The organism is Pararhizobium sp. P1_E7 (assembly GCF_056405855.1).
This window is the reverse complement of the sequence record NZ_JBFUBH010000055.1, coordinates 1-18,370: the sequence shown is the minus strand read 5'-3', so window position 1 is coordinate 18,370 and position 18,370 is coordinate 1. Positions and strand designations below refer to the sequence as shown.

The following is an 18,370-nucleotide window of genomic DNA, read 5'->3' as shown; positions in this document are numbered from 1 at the left end:
GGTCGTTGACTGTCTTGCCGCCAATAATCACGTCGCCACCCGAGATGTCCTCAAGCCCCGCAATCATTCGCAGCAGCGTGGACTTTCCGCAGCCCGAAGGGCCCAGGAAAACGATGAACTCCTGATCGGCAACGTCCAGGTTGAAATCCCTGATGACGCTGACTGCGCCATAGGCCTTGTCGACATGCGAGCATACGATGTTCGCCATTCTCAGATCTCCCCGTTGTTCATCAGGATCTGCAGCTTCACGTCGGAGGGATTGGCGGCCACCGCCCGATCGAACGCCTTGATGCTATCCTTGAAATCGAATGTGCCGGTAATCAGTGGCGTCAGGTCCACTTTTCCGGACGCGATTAGCGCCAGGGCCCGGTCGAAGATATTGGCATAGCGGAACACCGTTTCGATCCGGACCTCCCTGGAGATCGCGCCCGGTACGTCGAGCTCCACCGGTTCCACCGGCAGGCCGACCAGAACCACCGCACCGCCCGGCCGGACAAGATTGAAGATGCCGTTGAAGGCCTTGGGGCTGCCGCTTGCCTCGAACACCAGATCCGCACCCCAGCCTCCGGTTTCCCGCTGCACGACTTCCAAGAGGGATTGATCGGCGATATTGACCGGCACGATGCCCGGATAGCGACCGGCGATGGCGAGCTTTTCGGCGCTGAAATCCGAGATGAACACCCGGCTGCAGCCGCCGGCAAGCGCCGCCAGCGCCACCATGATGCCGATCGGCCCACAGCCGATAACGGCCGCCACGTCGCCTGGCACAATTCGTGCCCGTGCCGCAGCTTGCATGCCGATGGCGAAGGGCTCTACCATTGCACCTTCGGCAAAGGAGACATTGTCTGGCAGCCTGTAGGTGAAGGCTGCCGGATGCACCGCATAGGGCGTCAGGATACCGTGGATGGGTGGCGTCGCCCAGAACCGGACATCGGGATCAACATTGTAGAGGCCGAGCTTTGACGCTCGCGAGGAAAGGTCCGGCACACCGGGCTCCATGCACACGCGGTCGCCCACGGCCAGATTGCGGACGTTGCAGCCGATCTCGACGACCGTGCCCGCCGCCTCATGACCGAGCACCATGGGCTCGCGCAGCACATAAGGGCCGATAGCTCCATGCGTGTAATAGTGCACATCGCTGCCGCAGACGCCGACGGTGTGAATGGCGATCTTGACGTCATCGGGACCGACATTGAGTGGAAGATCGATCTCCCGGAGGCTGAGCACGCCCTTTTGCTCGAGAAGCAACGCTTGCATGGTGTATTCCTTTGAATTTTCAGGATGTCTTACGCTTGAAGGCATTGTTGAGCATGCTGCTGAGGATACCGATGAACAAGAGAGGCGGTATCGACAGCAGCACCACCGAGGCATTCAGGATGCCCCATGGCACGTCGCGTCCGAGCTGGGTGAGCTCAGAGGCCACGATCGGAAGTGTCTTGGCATCGGAGGTGGTCAACATCAGCGCGATCAGGAACTCGTTCCAGACCAGTACGAAGCTGAAGGCGACAGCTCCGATTAGCGACCGCGAGGCGATCGGAAGGGCTATGAGGAAGAAGATTGCATACGGACCGTAGCCATCCACACGCGCCGCCTCCTCCACTTCCTTCGGCACACGGGCGAAGGCCGGAACGCTGAGCCAGATCACGGTTGCAAGCGTGAGCAGCGTGTAGGTTATCGTCATCGAGAGACGTGTGTCGTAAAGCCCGAAATCCAGCCAGATGACCATCAGCGGGATAGCGATCGCGACCGGTGGCAGGAAGCGCAGCGACAACACGAAGAACTGGATGTCATGCGACCAGCGGTTCGGATAGCGGGCGATGGCATAGGCGGCCGGCAAGCCGAGTATGGCACCGATCAGCACCGAAGCGCCAGAAATCAGGATCGAGTTGACAAGCCCTTCAAAGACGCTGGCCCGGCCGAGCACATAGGCGAAATTGTCCAGTGTCGGCGTGAAGAAGAACAGCGGCGTCGGTGTGACGATGTCGACGCGGTTTTTGAAGGCATTGAGCAGCGTCCAGAAGACGGGGAAAATCGCCGAGAACGCGGCGGCAAGCAGGATAATGCGACCGACGAGCCGGCCGGAACTGGGCGCGCTCATGACTTGACCCTCTTCCAGATAAAGGTGAATGCCAGCGAGGTTGCAATCATCATCAAAACGGCCATGCTCGAAGCATAGGAAATCCGGCCGGATTCGATAAAGCCCTGCGAAAAGGCGTACATGTCAAGCGTTTCAGTCGCGATGCCAGGACCGCCGCGGGTCATGACATAGATCAGGTCGAAGGCGCGCAGGGACTCGATCATCTTGACGAAGGCAAGCGAGATCAGCGGTGCCTTGAGCATCGGGATGGCGACATAGGCATAGATCTCCCAGGTCTTCGCATGGTCAAGCTGTGCCGCCTCGAAGGGCTGCGGCGGCAGCGTTTCCAGGAGTTTCAGAACGATGACTGCGAAAAACAGGCCCCATTGCCAGACATCGACCAGAGCCACAGTGCCGAGCGCTGTCAGCGGGTTGGACAAGAGATCGAGCGGCTGGCCTGTGATCGCCTTGTAGGGATAGGTGATGATCCCATAGAGCGGATGGAAAGCGAATTTCCAGACAAAGGCGGCCGAGACGCGCGGCAGGATGACCGGTATCAGGAAGAGAAAGGCCACAACATTGCGCATGCGCGGCGAGGCGCATTCGAATAGCAGAATGCCAAGACCGATCGCGATGATCAGTGTCATGCCAACCGTGACAGCCTCCCAGGTCAGCGACACGCCGATGGCATTTATAAACCGGCGATCGGAAAACAGGCCGATGTAATTTGCGAAGCCGATGAAGCTGCCATCCGGCCGGCTGAGCTCCCGGTTCTGGAAGGAGATGATCACGGCATAGACGGTCGGCACCAGGGCCAACACGGCAAGGATTGCCATTGCCGGTGTCAGGAAGACCACCGGCAGGGTATTTTTCTGTTTCACGAATGTCCCCTCCGAAAAGTCGCAATGCTCTCCATTGGTGTAAGGATGCCCGGCAAGGGCTTAATCTTGCCGGGTCAGTGACAGCGAAAGATCAGCTCACTGGCCGCGGGCGATAAGGTCCTTGGCAAAGCTGTTGAGTTCGTCGAGACCATCCTTGATGTCGACGCGCGTGCCCGCGATCAGCTCTTCCAGGATGATGCCCCAGCGATCGCCGAGATCCGGCCATTGCGCGCTCTGCCAGAAATTGACTGCCGTGACCTTGCCGGTGTCGGCCAGGGCCTGACCGAGGTCCGGACCGTAAAGCTCGGCAAATTTCGGACTGGTCATGACGCTGGTGCGGTTAAGTTCGCTGAATTGGTTTGCTTCCAGTCGGCGGTTCTCGTTCTCCTTGGAAGTAGCCCAAGCGATGAAGAGGCCGGCGCAGGCCTTGGACGCTTCGTCCGTGTTGGCTTTAGTGCCAATGGCAAGACCGTGGCCGTAACCACCGCCGGTCAGCGGGGTCGGTGGCGGCATGTAGCCGACCTTGCCTGCGACCTGCGAAGACTTCGGATCGATCGCCATACCGACCAGCGGTGTGGATTCGATGATCATCGCTACCTGGCCGGAGGTGAATGCGCCAACGACTTCGTCCCACCCGCCGGTCTGGCTGCCGGGGGCCGAATACTTGAAGAGCTCCAGATACGTTTCGGTCGCCTTCACGGCGGCCTCGCTGTCGAAGACCGGCGTCGTGCCGTCGAACCAGTTGCCTCCGAAGCCCTTGAAGAAGGGCATCCAGCGCCAGACATTGGCGCCAGACCCACGCTGTCCGCGCAATGCTGTGCCATAGATGCCCTTGTCCGGCTGGTTCAGCGCCTTGACGGCTGCAACATACTCGTCGAGCGTCTTCGGCGGGGCGATACCTGCGGCCTCGAGCAGATCCTTGCGGTAGACCATCAGATCACCGCCGCCGGTCAACGGTGCAAACCAGACCTTGCCGTCATAGGTGGCAACCTTTTGCCGGCCGGGATCGAAATCGGCATAGTCGTACTCGACCGGATAATAATCCATCAGTGGCGCAACCCAGCCGGACGACGCAAACAGCGCCACATTGGCTTCGTCGATATAGTAGACATTGTACTTACCGATCGTCGACGCATCGGCCTTGCTCTTGGCGCGGCGATCGTTCTCGTTCAGATAGTCGATCTCGAATGATGCGCCGCCGCTGAGCTTTTCGAATTCGGACTTTTGCTCCTCAAGCAAAGTCAATCCGTCGCGCGGCTGAGCGAGAACCTTGATCGTACCGGAGCATTCGGCCGCAATCGCGATCGAGGATACCGAGCCAGCAAGCAGGCAAGCGAAGGCAATGCTCGAAACGAGCTTCTTTCCATTGGTCATGTGATGAACCTCCCCTAAAGGTCACTGCGACAGCCGCCGAAATCTCCTCAGATCAAACGACCGTCTCTCCATAGCGAACTCTTTCGCTGGGGTTGATCCTACGTATCTGGATTGGAGGAACTAGCGCGCGCCATGCGTCGAATCTATACTTTAATGCGAAAAAATACCCTAGAAATGGCATTAAGAGGGAAGTTTAAACATAGCTTCATTGCTCTGCACAAAAACGCGCGATCAGGCGCGCGAGGGACGGCGTTGTCCGGTCAGCCGCCGATAGGCCGACGGCGTCATCTTGTGATGCAGCAGGAACGTCCGGTTGAAATTGGAGATGTTGAGATAGCCGACCTCGAAGCAAATTTCAGTAATCGGCATATCCGTCTCCGCCAGCAGCTTACACGCCTGCCAGATGCGCAGCTTGTTGACATGGTCGGTAAAGCTGTTTCCGGTGTTCTTCTTGAAAAAACGGGAGAAAGCCGTTTCGCTCATGCCGGCTAGATTGGCCACCTCGGCAAGATGGATGTCACTGGCGACATTCTCGAAAATATAGATCAATGCACGCTGCAAAACGTCGAGCGTTTCGGCGTTCAGCTTCGGTGCAAATTCCGGTGACGACAGGATTTCGTACTCCTGCGTGCCGCTCAACAGTTCGAGCAACTGCACGAACATCGACAGCCGCGCAAAGCCCTTCACCTCCCCCATGCCTTCCACAAGCGCGATGCCCTCAGTCAGCGTCTGCCCGAAAAAAACAAGCCCGCGTTCCGCGCGGGTAAAGAAGTCCTCCAGCTGTGCAAATTCCGGCAGCATGGCGGTGATGCTGCGAATGCGATCCGGGTCGAACTGGATGACGATATCGCGCCCCTCGATGACCTCGCCCGGTGCCGTCGCTGTCACCCAGTCATGCGGCAGGTTGCGCCCGATGACAGTCAGATAACCGGGATGGAATTCGCCGATATAGTCGCCGACAAACGCCATGCCCGACGTATGCCGCAAGAGGTGGATTTCGATCTCCGGATGGTAATTCCAAACGTTGCGCTCCCAAGGGTAGTCATCCACGCGCCAGAGAAAGGTTTCCGTGACACCTGTGACGATGTGCTCAAAGGTCGGCAAGTTGCCGCTCATCATCGCGGACTTCGCGCCAAGCACAGCCTTTGCGGCCAAATTTCTCCTGCCCTTCAGCATCCGAGCGCCTAGTTCGTGAGCGATAAGACGTCGGACTTAAACCATTGCCAAACTGTCCGAGTCAAACGCTGCCACCGTTAACTTTGTCGATATAACTGCCTTCGGCTGTTCTGGTAAGTATAGGCAGGTGGGACCGGCAGCCCAACCATTGATGCCCGGATCAGTCGTCAATGAGCACACGCTCCGCCGCTCCGTCGAGGTCCTCGTATTGGCCCGAACGGAGCGCCCAAACGAACGCAGCGAGCCCAAGCCCTCCCAGCAGAAGCGCGATTGGCAAGAGATAGAGAAGCGTTTCCATCAGGCTTCCACCAGTTTGCGCCGGCGGTGGACCGACCGGAACACGCGCCGGAGCCATCCTTCGCCCGCAGTCAGCCTCATCGCGTTCCCGATGACAAGCAGCGAAGAGCCGGACATTGCGATCGCAGCAATGAGCGGTGTGACGTGTCCCATGATCGCCAAGGGGACCGCCACGAGATTGTAGCCGATCGCCAAGGTGAAGTTCTGCTTCACCAGCCTCTCCGCATGCCTGGCAACTTTCAAAGAGAGGGGAACCGCATTGAGGCTGTCACGCAGGAAGATAAAGTCTGCCGCACTTCTGCCGATATCGGCAGCCGAGGCAGGAGCCATCGAGACGTGGGCCGCAATCATCGCGGCCGCGTCATTGATCCCGTCCCCGACCATAAGCGCTTCTGCTCCAGTCGCCTTCAGGTGATGCAGGCGCTTCACCTTATCGACGGGCAACCCGCCAGCACTGAACGTATGGACTGAAAGCTGCGAAGCGACCTTTGCCACTGCCGATTTCCTATCACCCGACAGGATCTCTATCCGCATGTCCTCTCGGCGCAATTGATCGACCGCGTCGCGCGCATCTCTCCTGAGGACGTCAATGAAATCGAACGACACGACCATCATCCCATCCTTGGATAGCACAGTGCCGACTGTCGTGCAGTTTGGCAGAAGAGGCATCGTTGCCCAGGAGGCCCGGCCCAGTCGCCATAGGTGCCCCCCCGCCCTGCCCTCGACTCCAAGCCCCGAATATTCCTTCACAGCCTCCAGCCGCACTGCATCTGAAATGTGGGGATGCGCCCTGGAGATGGCGCGGGAAAACGGATGCCGTGACGAGCGTGCTAACGCGACCGCGACACCCAAAGCGTCGTCATCTCTATCGGATACCGCCTGCAGAATTGGGCTTCCGGTCGTCAACGTCCCCGTCTTGTCAAACACGACGGTGTCGATTTCGGCAAGCCGCTCAAGCGCCCCACCGTCCTTCATCATGATTCCGTTCTCAAAGAGCAGCCGAGCTGCCACAACCTGGACGATGGGGACAGCAAGGCCGAGAGCGCATGGACATGTAATAATGAGGACGGCGGTTGCGACAGTAATGGCGTGGTGCCAGTCGCCTGTTGCGATCATCCAGCCGACAAATGTCGCCAGCGCTGTGACGTGCACCACAGGCGAGTACATTGCGGACGCCCTGTCAGCCAGTCGCCTGTAGGTTCCTCGCCCATGCTCTGCGGCCTCCATGAGGCTGACCATCTCGGCGAGGAACGAATCCTTCGCAGCGGCGGTGGCTCTGATAATCAAGGGGCCTGAGAGGTTGTGCGTTCCCGCCAGGATTTCCGAGCCAGGTGAAATAATTCGTGCTGCGCTCTCACCCGTTGCGAGAGAGCAGTCCAGTTCCGATACGCCGTCGACGACCGTGGCATTGACTGGAATTCTCTCTCCAGCCGAGATCACCAGTTCCATGCCGGGCTCGATCTGGCCGATCGGCAGATACTCTCGGCTGCCGTCCCTCGTTATATAAACAGCTCCTCGGGGCGACAGGCGGACGAGCCCGCTCACCGCGGCCCGCGCCCTGTCCCGCATGACATGGTCGAGAGTCCGCCCGATCAACAGGAAGAACAGCAGCGATACCGAGGCGTCGAAGTAGGCATGCTCCCCGTGCGTGATGGTCTCGTAGAGACTGGTGGAGTAGGCCAGAGACACGCCAATTGCGATGGGCACGTCCATGTTCATCCGGCCATGTCGCAGGGCATTCCAAGCCGAGCGGAAATAGATGCGTCCGGCAAACACGATGACCGGAATGGCTATGAGGGCAGACACCCAATGGAAGAGATCGCGGGTCGCGCCTTCAGCGCCGGACCAGACCGATACAGAGAGCAGCATAATATTGCCCGTGGCAAACCCTGAGATGGCGACAGCCAGTAAGAGCTCGGAAAGGGTCTTGTCTTTATCGGACACGAAATCGTCGGTCAGATGCGTTGGATATCCAAGGGAATCCAGCTTCTGGATCATCGGTGGCGCATCAGGCCCCTTCCATTTGACCGCGACCCTTTTGGTTGAAAGGTTCACTCGTGCCGAGACCACGTTCTCGAGCGACGCCAATCCAGTCTCGATCGTGGACATGCATGCTGCGCAGTGCATCGACGGAACGGAAAGGTCGGTCTGGAAACTCCCGTCTCCGAGCTTCTTTGCTGCAAACTTGATTTCGTCGGCGGAGGGGCCCGCCCTCTTCAAGGACTCAATGTCCATCGCCATTTCCGCGGAAGGCGCGCAGCAAGTCATTGCAATTCTCCGTTGCGGACCGTGATCCTACGGACGTCGCGGTATGGAACCCTTCGTCCGACCTCGCTGTCAATCTGGACGTTCCACGTGCCATCGCGGGCCGCATGCGCTGCCTCGAACGTGCCGTCGCCCGCTGGCTGCAAGTCAACGTTCCAATCCGAAGCCTCATAGGAAGGGTGCCGGAACTGGACCGAGACAGAGGCTACGGACACCGGTTTTCCATCGTGGTCAGTCAGGTTATACCGGATCGTACCGTCGACGATCTTGAAGGCGGCTGCCCACTGAAGGGCAACCTGTTCCCGGCTCTGTTTCAATCTACCGTTGAACTCCTGGCTGGCGACATAACTGTTTTCGACGACGAGCCCTCCGAAGGACGATCCGGCCAACCTCGCCATTACGACATTGACCGCGATGATCGCTCCGAAAAATGCAACCATGATCATCAGCATGTGCCGCCCTGTGAACTCTTTTGCGTATCGATGCGCACTCACTGCGGTTTCTCCGGTGAATTGAAGGTGGCGGTGTATTCGGCCCGCTCGCCCGTCGATGGATCGGTTACGACAAACTCAAAGGCGTTCGCCCCACCCGGAAGGTGCTTTGGATCAGCCCGCACGAAAACCCTGATCGTCTTCAACCTGTCGGGCTCTAGCGTGACTTCGGTTTCAAGAACGTTGGTCGCTTCTGCACCCGCCACGGTCATGGAGGCTCCGGAAAAGCCTTCGTCGAGCTTCAGAACGACTGTCCGTGGCTGCGGCACCATGTTGAGCAGCTTGACCGTGTATCCGTTTCGGATCGCACCATCCGAAAGCCGGACGAACAGCGGATTGCGGTCATGGAGAACGTTGAGTTCGAGCCGGTCCCTGGTGGCGAGGGCAAAGGCGATCGACATGCCGACAGCGCTCCATGCTCCGAAATAGATAAATGTGCGAAGGCGCAGCAGCTTGCCGATATGGAAATGCGCCAGTTTGTCCGAAAAAGCTCCGTCGGGATTGCGGACGAGCTCTGGGGTGACGCCACACGTTCCAGAGCGGGTTGCGATATCCATGTTTGCATTATATTCGTTCAGCGTCGAATAGCTTATGAGACCACGCTCCTTTCCGAGCCGTCCCATGACGTCGTCGCAGGCGTCGATGCAAAGCGCACACGTAATGCATTCCAGCTGCTGGCCGTCGCGAATGTCTATGCCCATGGGACATACCGCCACGCAGGCATTACAATCGACACAATCTCCAACGCTTGCGCCCGTCGCAATCACCCGTTTGGAATGACGTGAGCGCGGCTCGCCACGCCAGTCGTTGTAGGTCACGGTCAGCGACGTTTCGTCGAGCATGGCGGCCTGGATGCGCGGCCAGGGGCACATGTACGTGCAGACTTGCTCGCGCATCAGTCCGCCGAACACATAGGTTGTCGTCGTCAGAATGGCTACGGTCGCATAGGCGGTCGGAACGGCGTTGCCGGTAAGGAAGTCCCTGGCCAGAGTGGGAGCATCCGCGAAATAGAAGATCCAAGCGCCCCCGGTCAGAACCGCGACGACAAGCCATGTTGCATGCTTGATGGCTCGGATGCGAAGCTTGGTGAAAGACCAAGGCGCAGCATCGAGCTTCATGCGAGCGTTGCGGTCGCCTTCGAAATAGCGCTCAATGACCAAGAAAAGATCTACCCAGACGGTCTGCGGACAGGCGTAGCCGCACCAGGCACGGCCAACGGTCGACGTCAGCAGGAACAGGCCGATCCCCGCCATCACGAGGAGGCCTGCGACGTATATGAATTCCTGCGGCCAGATCTCGATAAAGAAGAAGTAGAAGCGGCGACTAGAAAGGTCGATGAGAACCGCCTGATCGGGTGCGAATGGACCCCGGTCCCAACGGATCCATGGGACGAAATAGTAAATGCCAAGCGTGATCGCCATCACGATCCATTTGAACTGCCGAAATGATCCTGATGCCCGCTTCGGGAAGATTTTCTTGCGGCGGGCGTACAGCGGCTGGCGGTTGGCGGCCGAATTGGTCGCGACGGCATCCAGCCTTGTCACATCCTGATTTTGCATGAACCGCCTACCTTCATTGAAACTCACCAACTCCACAAAAAACGGCTGGCACGAATCCATCATGCCAGCCGAGCGGAAGACCCAACTTGATCGAGATCAAACAATCTACTTTTCGCCACCGCCGAGCGAGTGGACGAAGGCAGCGAGCTCCTTAACGGCCGTTTCTCCAAGACGCGCGTCCCAAGCAGGCATCACGCCAGCCCGCGGGGCGCGAACCTGTGTAGCGATGGCATCCTCGCCAGACCCATAAAGCCAAATGGCATCGGTGAGGTCCGGTGCCCCCATCTCCTTGTTGCCTTTGGCGTTGTCACCGTGACATGCGGCGCAATTTTCCGCGAAGATGGTCTTGCCGGGTTCGACAAGCGATACATTCTGCACAGGTGCAGAGAGGCTTGCGACAAAGGTGCTCACCTGGGAGATCTGGTCGCCGTCCAGCACGTCGGCGAACGGCGGCATGATGGAATCCCTGGTTTCGCCATCCTTGGTGAACCGGATGCCGTGCGCAACCGTCTGCTGTATCTGGTCGGCAGTCCCGCCCCACAGCCAGTCGTCGTCGTTTAGGTTCGGGAACCCCTTGGAGCCTTCCGCACCGGAACCGTGGCACTGGACGCAGTTCATCTTGAACGCGGCACCGCCCGCGGCAACGGCAACGCTGCGAAGCTCGTCGTCTGCAAGGATGTCATCGATAGACTTCTCCTTGATCGCGGCCATGTATCCGCGGTTAGCATTGTCGGCCGCAGCAAGATCCTTTCTGACCTCGCTCCTGCTCGAATATCCGAGCAGGCCTTCCGTCGAACCTGTCAGAAGCGGCCAGGCGGGATAGGCCACGGCGTAAAGCAGCGCCCAGACGATGGTCGTGTAGAACGTCCAGACCCACCAGCGGGGCATCGGATTGTCGAGTTCGCGGATGCCGTCCCATTCGTGTCCGGTGGTCGATACGCCGGAAACCTCGTCAACATGCCTATCGCTCATCACAGTCGTCCTTCAGCGGAATGAGTGCGGCCTCGGCGCTGGCGTCCCGGCTTCCAGGACGAAAGACGAAAGCCGACGCGGAAATGAAAAATACCAGCATCGCCAGAAGGCCCCAGCTATCGGCAAAGGTTCGCATCGTGTGGTAGTCCATTGTCTTTCTCCTCAGCGGTCGCCACCGGTTTCGTCGTATGTCTTGAAGTCCACCAGCGTGCCGAGCATCTGGAGGTAGGCGATGAGCGCATCCATTTCGGTCAGCGCCTGCGGATCTCCGTCGAAGTCTCCGCTTTTTGCCTTGGGATAGCGGGCGTCGAACGCCGAGGTGTCTGCATCCGGCGTGGACTGCGTCTTCGCATCCTCGACTGCGGCGTCGATCATTTCCTGCGAATAGGGAACGCCTACGTGCGCATTTGCAGTCAGATGCGCCGACAGGTCGTTGATCTGTAGCGGGGTGGACTTCAAGAAGGCGTAGCTCGGCATGATCGACTCGGGCACCACGGACTTCGGGTCAGCCAGGTGCTGGGCGTGCCACTCGTTCGAGTACCTTTCGCCGACCCTTGCGAGATCCGGCCCCGTACGCTTGGATCCCCACTGGAAGGGATGGTCGTACATGGACTCTGCGGCAAGGCTGTAGTGTCCGTAGCGCTCGACCTCGTCGCGGAACGGCCGGATCATCTGGCTGTGACAGACGTAGCATCCTTCCCGCACGTAGATGTTGCGACCCGCGAGTTCCAACGGCGTGTAGGGACGCATGCCCTCCACCTTTTCGATGGTGTTCTGCAGGTAGAACAGCGGGGCAATCTCGACGATGCCGCCGATGGTGACCACGAGAAGCGAGCCAATCAGCAGAAGAGTTGCATTTCGCTCAATGATCGCGTGTTTGTCCATTAAGGCCATGTCGGGCTCCTATTCGGCAGGCTGGGGGGCAGGAAGCGTTCCGCCGATCGGAGCTTCGTCGCGTTGATATCCAAGGATGGTCATGGTGATGTTGAAGGCCATCAAGAGTGCCCCGGACAGGAAGAGGCCCCCCCCAAGCGAGCGGATCAGATAGTAGGGGTGGAGCGCCGCAACACTTTCGACGAAAGAGTAGACCAGGAACCCCTGCTCGTCGTGTTCGCGCCACATCAGGCCCTGCTGGATGCCGGATACCCACATTACGGCGGCGTAGACGACGATGCCGAGAGTTGCCAGCCACAGGTGCCAGCTCACCATGCGCATCGAGTAGAGGCGTTCCCGCGCCCAGAGCTTCGGCACCATGTAGTAGAGTGCCGCGAAAGCGATCAGACCATTCCAGCCGAGCGCACCCGAATGGACGTGACCGATGGTCCAGTCCGTGTAGTGCGACAGCGAGTTCACCGTCTTGATCGACATCATCGGGCCTTCGAAGGTCGACATGCCGTAGAAGGCGATGGCTGCTACCATCATACGGATGATCGGATCAGTACGAAGCTTGTCCCACGCGCCCGACAAGGTCATCAGGCCGTTGATCATGCCGCCCCAGGACGGCATCCACAACATGATGGAGAAGACCATTCCGAGCGTCTGCGCCCAGTCGGGCAGCGCCGTGAAATGGAGATGATGCGGACCAGCCCAGATATAGAGGAAAATCAGCGCCCAGAAGTGGATGATCGACAGGCGATAGGAGTAGACCGGCCGGTTAGCCTGCTTGGGCACGAAATAGTACATCATACCAAGGAAGCCCGCAGTCAGGAAGAAGCCGACCGCATTGTGGCCGTACCACCACTGCGTCAGGGCATCCTGAACACCTGAAAAGGCCGAGTAGCTCTTCGAACCCAGAAACGATACGGGCATGCTGAGATTGTTGACAAGGTGCARCATCGCAACAGTGACGATGAACGCGAGGTAGAACCAGTTGGCCACATAGATATGCGGCTCCTTGCGCTTGACGATGGTTCCGAGAAAGACGACCAGATAGGCTACCCATACGATGGTCAGCCAGATATCGACATACCATTCCGGCTCGGCGTATTCGCGGCTCTCGCTAATGCCGAGAAGGTATCCAGTGGCGGCCATGACGATGAAAAGCTGGTAGCCCCAGAAGACGAACCACGCGAGATCACCGCCAAACAGACGCGCCCGCGACGTTCTTTGGACGATGTAAAGTGACGTACAAATCAAAGCGTTGCCACAGAATGCGAAGATTACACCTGACGTGTGTAGCGGCCGCATCCGCCCGAAATTGAACCATGGTTCGATGTTCAAGGCGGGATAAGTGAGCTGGAGAGCGACGATAACGCCGACGAGCAAGCCGACAACCGCCCAGAACATGGTGGCGATCACGCCGTAACGCACCGGTCCGTCCATGTAGGCGGACGGATCGACTGGAGCTGCGCGCTGGAAGTTCTCCCGGCGCAGCAGCACGATGACCGAAATGACCAGCACGATGGCCAAGACCCACATGTGGTTCGCGAATGCCTTGTCATGCGCGAAGGCGGCGGCAAGAATTGCCAGGAAGCTGAAAACTCCCAGGCTGACGATAGACGTTGCGTGCCTCATGGAAAAATCCCCGACTCTTTGGTTGTTGGAGATTTCCCTCATTTGGATCGTGATGGCCTTGATCTATGTCAAGGAAATCGCATTCGACATGACGCAGTCTCGGTGATCGAAGGAAGTCAGGAGCGGAACCATGTCAGTCTGCCACGATGAAAGCACGGCGCATCGGCGTTCATGCGAAATCAGATGTCTGTCGAGCGAAGAACTCGGCAAACGGGGTCTGGTAGAGGCGATGACCTTGATCCACGACAAGAAAGTGGGTTTGTGCGAGGAGCTCGAGCACATTGCCGATTGCCTTCCCTCGAATGTCGATGAATTGACGTGCCTTTCAGTGGCAGCGAAGCTGATGCCCATCCTTCGGCTGGCACACGAATACGAGGAAAGCGTCATATTCCCGGCCTATGAGAAGGCCGTAGCGGGCACTGGCCGAAACATGTCTGTCGACAGGCTGCGTGGTGAACATATATCAGACGAGTGCTTTGCCGCGGATTTGACGGTCATCCTGTTGGAAATCGGCCATGGCGGCCATGTCGATCAGGCCGAAACGTTCGGATTCATGCTGCGCGGCTTCTTCGACAGCCTGAGGCGTCACGTGGCATTCGAGAACGAACACGTTGCGCCAATCATCAGGAACAGCATTCTCAGCAACCAGAGAAAGTTTTCAGGCGAGCTGGGTTGTTGACGACGATATGCCTGCTTTGCCTGACCTGGATAACACCGTCCACGCGGAGCTTTGTCAGCTGACGGCTTACGGTTTCGATGGTCAGGCCGAGGAAATCGGCGATCTCCAACCGTGACATCGGCAGATCGAATGCGATGACTTCCGATTGTGGTCGCACAGCGGGGTCAATGTAGTTCGCAATCAAAAGCAGATAGCTCGCGACCCTCTCCAGTGCATTTTTTCTGCCAAGAGTTAGCATCCAGTCCCTCGCTTCATCGAGTTCACGCAGCGCCTGCTTCAGCAGGCTGTGCTCAAACTGCGGCGACTGTCTGATTAGAGCCTCGATCGTGCGCTTGGGAAAAGAGCAGAGGACGACATTGGTGGCGGCTTGCGCGGAGACAGCGCTCTCGGCCTGGAAAGGCCGGCCCAGGAAGTCCGGAGCGAACTGAAGACCCACTATCTGTTCGCGGCCGTCAGGCAGGCCCTTGATGAGCTTGACCACACCGGAAAGAATGTTGGCATAACCATCGATGATCTCGGCATCGCCGACTAGCTCCGCCCCTGCTTCCAGCCGCTTCTTCGTAGACGTCTTTGCAAGCGCCATAAGCTGCTCCGCATCGAGTGCGCCGCATACGCCGCGGTGCCTGGCCTCGCAGGCAACGCAGAGGACCGGAACTTCGGACGTGTGCACGTCCTGTCGGTGGTTCATCGCAAGTCCATCCTATATCGCCCGTGGGTCTTTGAGGCTGCCATATAGTCAGCATTTATTTTTCGACGATTTGATCGAGATCAATTTCTAGCCAACATCCCGCATGTCGCGCAGCTTCATTTGGTCGCGGGGGCCAAGGGTCTCTGCCGACACTTGAAGTTTATAGCCTCTACGACGACCCGCCTCCCGGTCGTGTCGCGCAACCGCAGACCCGAATGTCAGCACCGTCACTGGCGCGCCGGAAATGTCAGCTATCGCCTTTGCTGGCGTGCCGCCCTGAAACCGCTGAAATCTCGATTGCAAAAAACACATGCGGAGACTGTGAGTGGACTGGCTGCTGTTGCGGCTTCAGGGCCCCTGGTTCCCACCAATCGATCTGCAGCTGCAGCAGCGACCATGCATGAATCCTTTCCTGGTTCCGGTTCTCCTCATTCCCCAATTCCCTGAACACGCCGTCGACGACGACGCTCGTCCACTCGTGACTGTGATCGAATTTGTCAATTTCCAGACAGACAAACGGGTTTACCCGCATTATGTCGAGCTTCCGGCCCGGCATCGTGAAACTGTAGAGCACGTTTCCATCAACGGCGTAGTGTATCGGCACCACGTATGGACGGTCGTCGCGGCAGCAGGCTAGTCGGGCCAGTCGGCCCGCCCTTACGAATTCCATGCAATCGTCCGGCGCTAACTCGTGAATCATCATGCTGCGGCCTCCTCTATGCCGTCGCCGCCGATGCCTGTTCCGACGCTCGGAGACGCGTGACCAATCACCTCGGTGATCACCAGTGGCAGTGGCCGCTTGGTGAAAATCTCTATCCGACGCGGACAACGCGAGAATACGACTGTCCGCAGAAGGCTTCTTGATCTGGATCAATGCGCGGAGATTTTAAAAGCGCGACACTGTCATCTTGAGCCTTAGAGTGCCTTATGCCAAGGGCAGCGTCCCACAGTGGGCTTGAGGACGATATCGTCGTCGACTGCCAGGATGTGCAGATGCAGGTCCGGTGGAGCCACCCCACCTGAATTCGCGTTATGGTCCTGATACCCTACGATGATCCCCGCCGTTCCCGTGGCCGTGATCGACCGACTCTGGTGGCGACGTTCAGTCGAATCGCCGCAACGTCAGGCGGCAGTCTCCAGACTGGCTTCGACGACCCGCGCTTGGTTGGAAACGGCGAGATTGTTGCTGAATCCGGCGCACCCCCGGACGATCTTTGCGAACTGTTCGGCCTTCTCGAGGTCTTGGCTGCAACCGACGTGGCCAGTGAGCGTCACCCAGCGGTCTTCGACCCTTAYCCGAAGATCGTTCTGAGGCTTCGAGATATTCCATTCGATCATCCGCACCATCCGCCGTGCAATCTCTTCATCGGAATCAAGAAATTCTAAATCGGCGCAGACGTGAATCTTCTGCGCCAGCCCCTTGACCTCAGGCAGTTTGATGACCGCAAACTCGATGATGGCCTTGTGGCTCTCGTCCACGACGTGGCCGGTCAATACGACCACGCCCTGATGTACGGCTACGCCGATGCGGGAAGCCGCGATCAGAGGCAGGCGCTCCAACGTAGCCAAGACCAGATTCCGTAGATCGAGATCGTCCATTGCTTGCTTCCCTTCAGGCGCATGCTGCGCTGACGTTGCTTTGAACACGAAAGAGGGAGGCAGTCTTTGACAGGGATCAAACCAATCGGTCGGGCGGCTTCCGCGTGAACGCACGTCCGTCCGCGGTGCCTATTTGCAGAGGAGCGCAAGCTTTTCCGGCTGGATGATTTCAACGGTCTTGGCACCGTTCAGTCGCAAAATTCCTTCGTCGCGGAGCTTTGAAAAACTGCGGGATACCGTTTCGATGGTCATTCCGAGATATTCGCCGATATCAACGCGCGTCATCTGAAGATCGATGTGGTCGGGATCTCCCTGGCGTTCCGCAACATCCAGAAGGAACGCCCCCAGTTTTTCAACAGCGCTCTGGCGGCTGACGACGAGTAGATGTTCCTGGGCATGCAACATGCTGCGAAGCGCGAGCGTCATCAGTTCCTGCGATGCCAGCTCCCCTGGAGCATTGGCGAATTTTGACAGCCCGGTATGAACCGTGGCTTCAGCAAAGAAGCTGTGGGTTCGGCCCGCCTCCAGACCGAAGGTCTCTCCACCAAAATAGAAGGCCACGATCTGGCGGCGGCCGTCTGTGTGCAATCGATACACACGAACGGCACCGAACTCGACCCGGTACAGGGCTCCGGCCTGTTCGCCTTGCGCATAAATCTCCTCCTCCGGTGCAAACAGGCTGATCTGCCTGGCGCGCGGAAGGAATGAGGGGGCGAGAACGCCCGGAACTCGGACTGGGTGCGATTGGGTTGCGGTGAGTGCGCCTGCGAACATTGTCGTTTCCCGTTGTGATCGTGAGGAAACTATGGACACGAGAAGCTGATGGCGAAATTCGGTTGTACCACTAAGGGTTTCTACGTACCCACCCGGCGGAAGTGGCTCACGCCTTCGATGATGTCTGCCCCCTCCAAGGGCTTCGAGATGAGGCGGGTGTTTGCTGATACGTTCGGAGCCGACATGCCGTCGGTGAGCAGGACGATGCGGCTTGCCGGATCAAGCAAGGACCGTCGAGCATCGACGTCCTCGCGGCAGATATCGACATCCACAATCACGCAGAGCGACGTCTCTATCAATTCCCGAGCAGTCTGCCACGAGCCGTAGGACCGGACGACGTACCCCTCGACTCCGAGCGCAAACGTAAGCGAACGCAGCAAGGCGTCATCAGTGGCGATCGCGACAATGGTCTGTGATAGCTGCAACTCGATATCCCGTTGTCCGCAGACGGGGAACCCGCTGCAAACATTCAAGTAACTTCCGAACGGGAAACCATGCCTTGTTTTAAATCAAGGGAAACGCCGAAAGTCATCAGGCGGGACCGAATCCAGCAGCGAGCGCCATCCTGACAAGTTCAGGCAGGCTCTTCGCCTTCATCTTGCCCATGACATTGGAGCGATGGACCTCCACCGTACGGGGGCTGATATCGAGATCATATGCGATCGACTTGTTCGGCAGCCCGGCAACCACCGCCGACAGCACCTGACGTTCGCGTTCGCTCAGTGTCGCCAGACGCTCGCGGACGTCCTCAACGGAATCCGTAGCGACGCGCTTGTCGTGAAGCTGGTCGGCCGCCCGGCGGATTGCGTCGATGATGACGGTGTCTTCGAACGGTTTTTCGATGAAATCTATAGCTCCGGCCTTCATGGCTTCGACGGCCATCGGAACATCGCCGTGCCCGGTGATCACCAGCGAGGGAATTCTATTCGTCAGCATTGACAGGTTTCGGATCAGTTCGACGCCCGTCATGTCCGGCATACGAAGGTCGGTTATCAGAACGGCGTCTCGTGCACCGGGTGCGAAC

At 58.5% G+C, this 18,370-nt stretch carries 21 protein-coding genes; 1 reads left to right on the top strand and 20 read right to left on the bottom strand.

Annotated features, from left to right (window positions below):
- The 14 genes from AC1D17_RS23950 to ccoN form a co-directional block, all read right to left on the bottom strand.
- The coding region (locus tag AC1D17_RS23950) for an ATP-binding cassette domain-containing protein (RefSeq protein WP_477567793.1) at positions 1–208 on the bottom strand (208 nt) is incomplete at its 3' end.
- A 2-nt stretch (positions 209–210) separates the two neighbouring features.
- Positions 211–1,257 (bottom strand): NAD(P)-dependent alcohol dehydrogenase, encoded by a 1,047-nt coding sequence (locus AC1D17_RS23945; protein ID WP_477567792.1) that lies wholly within the window; start codon positions 1,255–1,257, stop codon positions 211–213.
- A 19-nt stretch (positions 1,258–1,276) separates the two neighbouring features.
- Positions 1,277–2,098 carry a carbohydrate ABC transporter permease gene (locus AC1D17_RS23940; RefSeq protein ID WP_477567791.1) on the bottom strand — a complete coding sequence of 274 codons (822 nt, stop codon included), beginning with the start codon at positions 2,096–2,098 and terminating at the stop codon, positions 1,277–1,279.
- A complete protein-coding gene (locus tag AC1D17_RS23935; RefSeq protein WP_477567790.1) occupies positions 2,095–2,958 on the bottom strand; it encodes a carbohydrate ABC transporter permease in 864 nt (287 codons plus the stop codon). The genes AC1D17_RS23940 and AC1D17_RS23935 overlap by 4 nt, the downstream gene beginning before the upstream one ends.
- Before the next feature lie 96 nt (positions 2,959–3,054).
- The gene (locus AC1D17_RS23930; RefSeq protein WP_477567789.1) at positions 3,055–4,332 is read right to left on the bottom strand and encodes an ABC transporter substrate-binding protein; all 1,278 of its coding nucleotides are present in this window, start codon (positions 4,330–4,332) and stop codon (positions 3,055–3,057) included.
- 231 nt (positions 4,333–4,563) lie between these two features.
- A complete protein-coding gene (locus AC1D17_RS23925; protein WP_477567788.1) occupies positions 4,564–5,487 on the bottom strand; it encodes an AraC family transcriptional regulator in 924 nt (307 codons plus the stop codon).
- A gap of 181 nt (positions 5,488–5,668) precedes the next feature.
- Positions 5,669–5,806, bottom strand: a complete 138-nt coding sequence (ccoS, locus tag AC1D17_RS23920; protein WP_112840403.1) for a cbb3-type cytochrome oxidase assembly protein CcoS — start codon at positions 5,804–5,806, stop codon at positions 5,669–5,671.
- Positions 5,806–8,073, bottom strand: coding sequence for a cation-translocating P-type ATPase (locus AC1D17_RS23915; protein WP_477567787.1), 2,268 nt, complete (start codon positions 8,071–8,073; stop codon positions 5,806–5,808). Before AC1D17_RS23915 ends, ccoS begins: the two co-directional genes overlap by 1 nt.
- Complete coding sequence (locus AC1D17_RS23910; RefSeq protein WP_477567786.1) at positions 8,070–8,564, bottom strand: FixH family protein; 495 nt, start codon at positions 8,562–8,564, stop codon at positions 8,070–8,072. Before AC1D17_RS23910 ends, AC1D17_RS23915 begins: the two co-directional genes overlap by 4 nt.
- The gene (gene ccoG, locus AC1D17_RS23905) at positions 8,561–10,120 is read right to left on the bottom strand and encodes a cytochrome c oxidase accessory protein CcoG (RefSeq protein WP_477567785.1); all 1,560 of its coding nucleotides are present in this window, start codon (positions 10,118–10,120) and stop codon (positions 8,561–8,563) included. The genes AC1D17_RS23910 and ccoG overlap by 4 nt, the downstream gene beginning before the upstream one ends.
- Before the next feature lie 105 nt (positions 10,121–10,225).
- The gene (gene ccoP, locus AC1D17_RS23900) at positions 10,226–11,092 is read right to left on the bottom strand and encodes a cytochrome-c oxidase, cbb3-type subunit III (protein ID WP_477567784.1); all 867 of its coding nucleotides are present in this window, start codon (positions 11,090–11,092) and stop codon (positions 10,226–10,228) included.
- Positions 11,082–11,243 (bottom strand): cbb3-type cytochrome c oxidase subunit 3, encoded by a 162-nt coding sequence (locus AC1D17_RS23895; protein ID WP_112840407.1) that lies wholly within the window; start codon positions 11,241–11,243, stop codon positions 11,082–11,084. The genes ccoP and AC1D17_RS23895 overlap by 11 nt, the downstream gene beginning before the upstream one ends.
- A gap of 11 nt (positions 11,244–11,254) precedes the next feature.
- Positions 11,255–11,986: a cytochrome-c oxidase, cbb3-type subunit II gene (gene ccoO / locus AC1D17_RS23890; protein ID WP_477567783.1), complete on the bottom strand. Its 732-nt coding sequence runs from the start codon at positions 11,984–11,986 to the stop codon at positions 11,255–11,257.
- 9 nt (positions 11,987–11,995) lie between these two features.
- Positions 11,996–13,606 carry a cytochrome-c oxidase, cbb3-type subunit I gene (gene ccoN / locus AC1D17_RS23885; protein WP_477567782.1) on the bottom strand — a complete coding sequence of 537 codons (1,611 nt, stop codon included), beginning with the start codon at positions 13,604–13,606 and terminating at the stop codon, positions 11,996–11,998.
- A 229-nt stretch (positions 13,607–13,835) separates the two neighbouring features.
- Here ccoN and AC1D17_RS23880 point away from each other — a divergent pair, with 229 nt between their 5' ends.
- Positions 13,836–14,285 (top strand): hemerythrin domain-containing protein, encoded by a 450-nt coding sequence (locus AC1D17_RS23880; RefSeq protein WP_477567781.1) that lies wholly within the window; start codon positions 13,836–13,838, stop codon positions 14,283–14,285.
- On the opposite strand, the gene AC1D17_RS23875 is transcribed toward AC1D17_RS23880, so the two are convergent.
- The 6 genes from AC1D17_RS23875 to AC1D17_RS23850 form a co-directional block, all read right to left on the bottom strand.
- On the bottom strand, positions 14,245–14,973 hold the full coding sequence (locus tag AC1D17_RS23875) for a Crp/Fnr family transcriptional regulator (RefSeq protein WP_477567780.1): 729 nt from the start codon (positions 14,971–14,973) through the stop codon (positions 14,245–14,247). The two genes, AC1D17_RS23880 and AC1D17_RS23875, sit on opposite strands and share 41 nt — an antisense overlap.
- A gap of 247 nt (positions 14,974–15,220) precedes the next feature.
- Positions 15,221–15,676, bottom strand: coding sequence for a pyridoxamine 5'-phosphate oxidase family protein (locus AC1D17_RS23870; protein WP_477567779.1), 456 nt, complete (start codon positions 15,674–15,676; stop codon positions 15,221–15,223).
- 419 nt (positions 15,677–16,095) lie between these two features.
- On the bottom strand, positions 16,096–16,572 hold the full coding sequence (locus AC1D17_RS23865; protein ID WP_477567778.1) for a BON domain-containing protein: 477 nt from the start codon (positions 16,570–16,572) through the stop codon (positions 16,096–16,098).
- 129 nt (positions 16,573–16,701) lie between these two features.
- Complete coding sequence (locus AC1D17_RS23860; RefSeq protein WP_477567777.1) at positions 16,702–17,346, bottom strand: helix-turn-helix domain-containing protein; 645 nt, start codon at positions 17,344–17,346, stop codon at positions 16,702–16,704.
- Between the two features lie 80 nt (positions 17,347–17,426).
- Positions 17,427–17,771 carry a hypothetical protein gene (locus AC1D17_RS23855; RefSeq protein WP_477567776.1) on the bottom strand — a complete coding sequence of 115 codons (345 nt, stop codon included), beginning with the start codon at positions 17,769–17,771 and terminating at the stop codon, positions 17,427–17,429.
- A gap of 106 nt (positions 17,772–17,877) precedes the next feature.
- The coding region (locus AC1D17_RS23850) for a LuxR C-terminal-related transcriptional regulator (RefSeq protein ID WP_477567775.1) at positions 17,878–18,370 on the bottom strand (493 nt) is incomplete at its 5' end.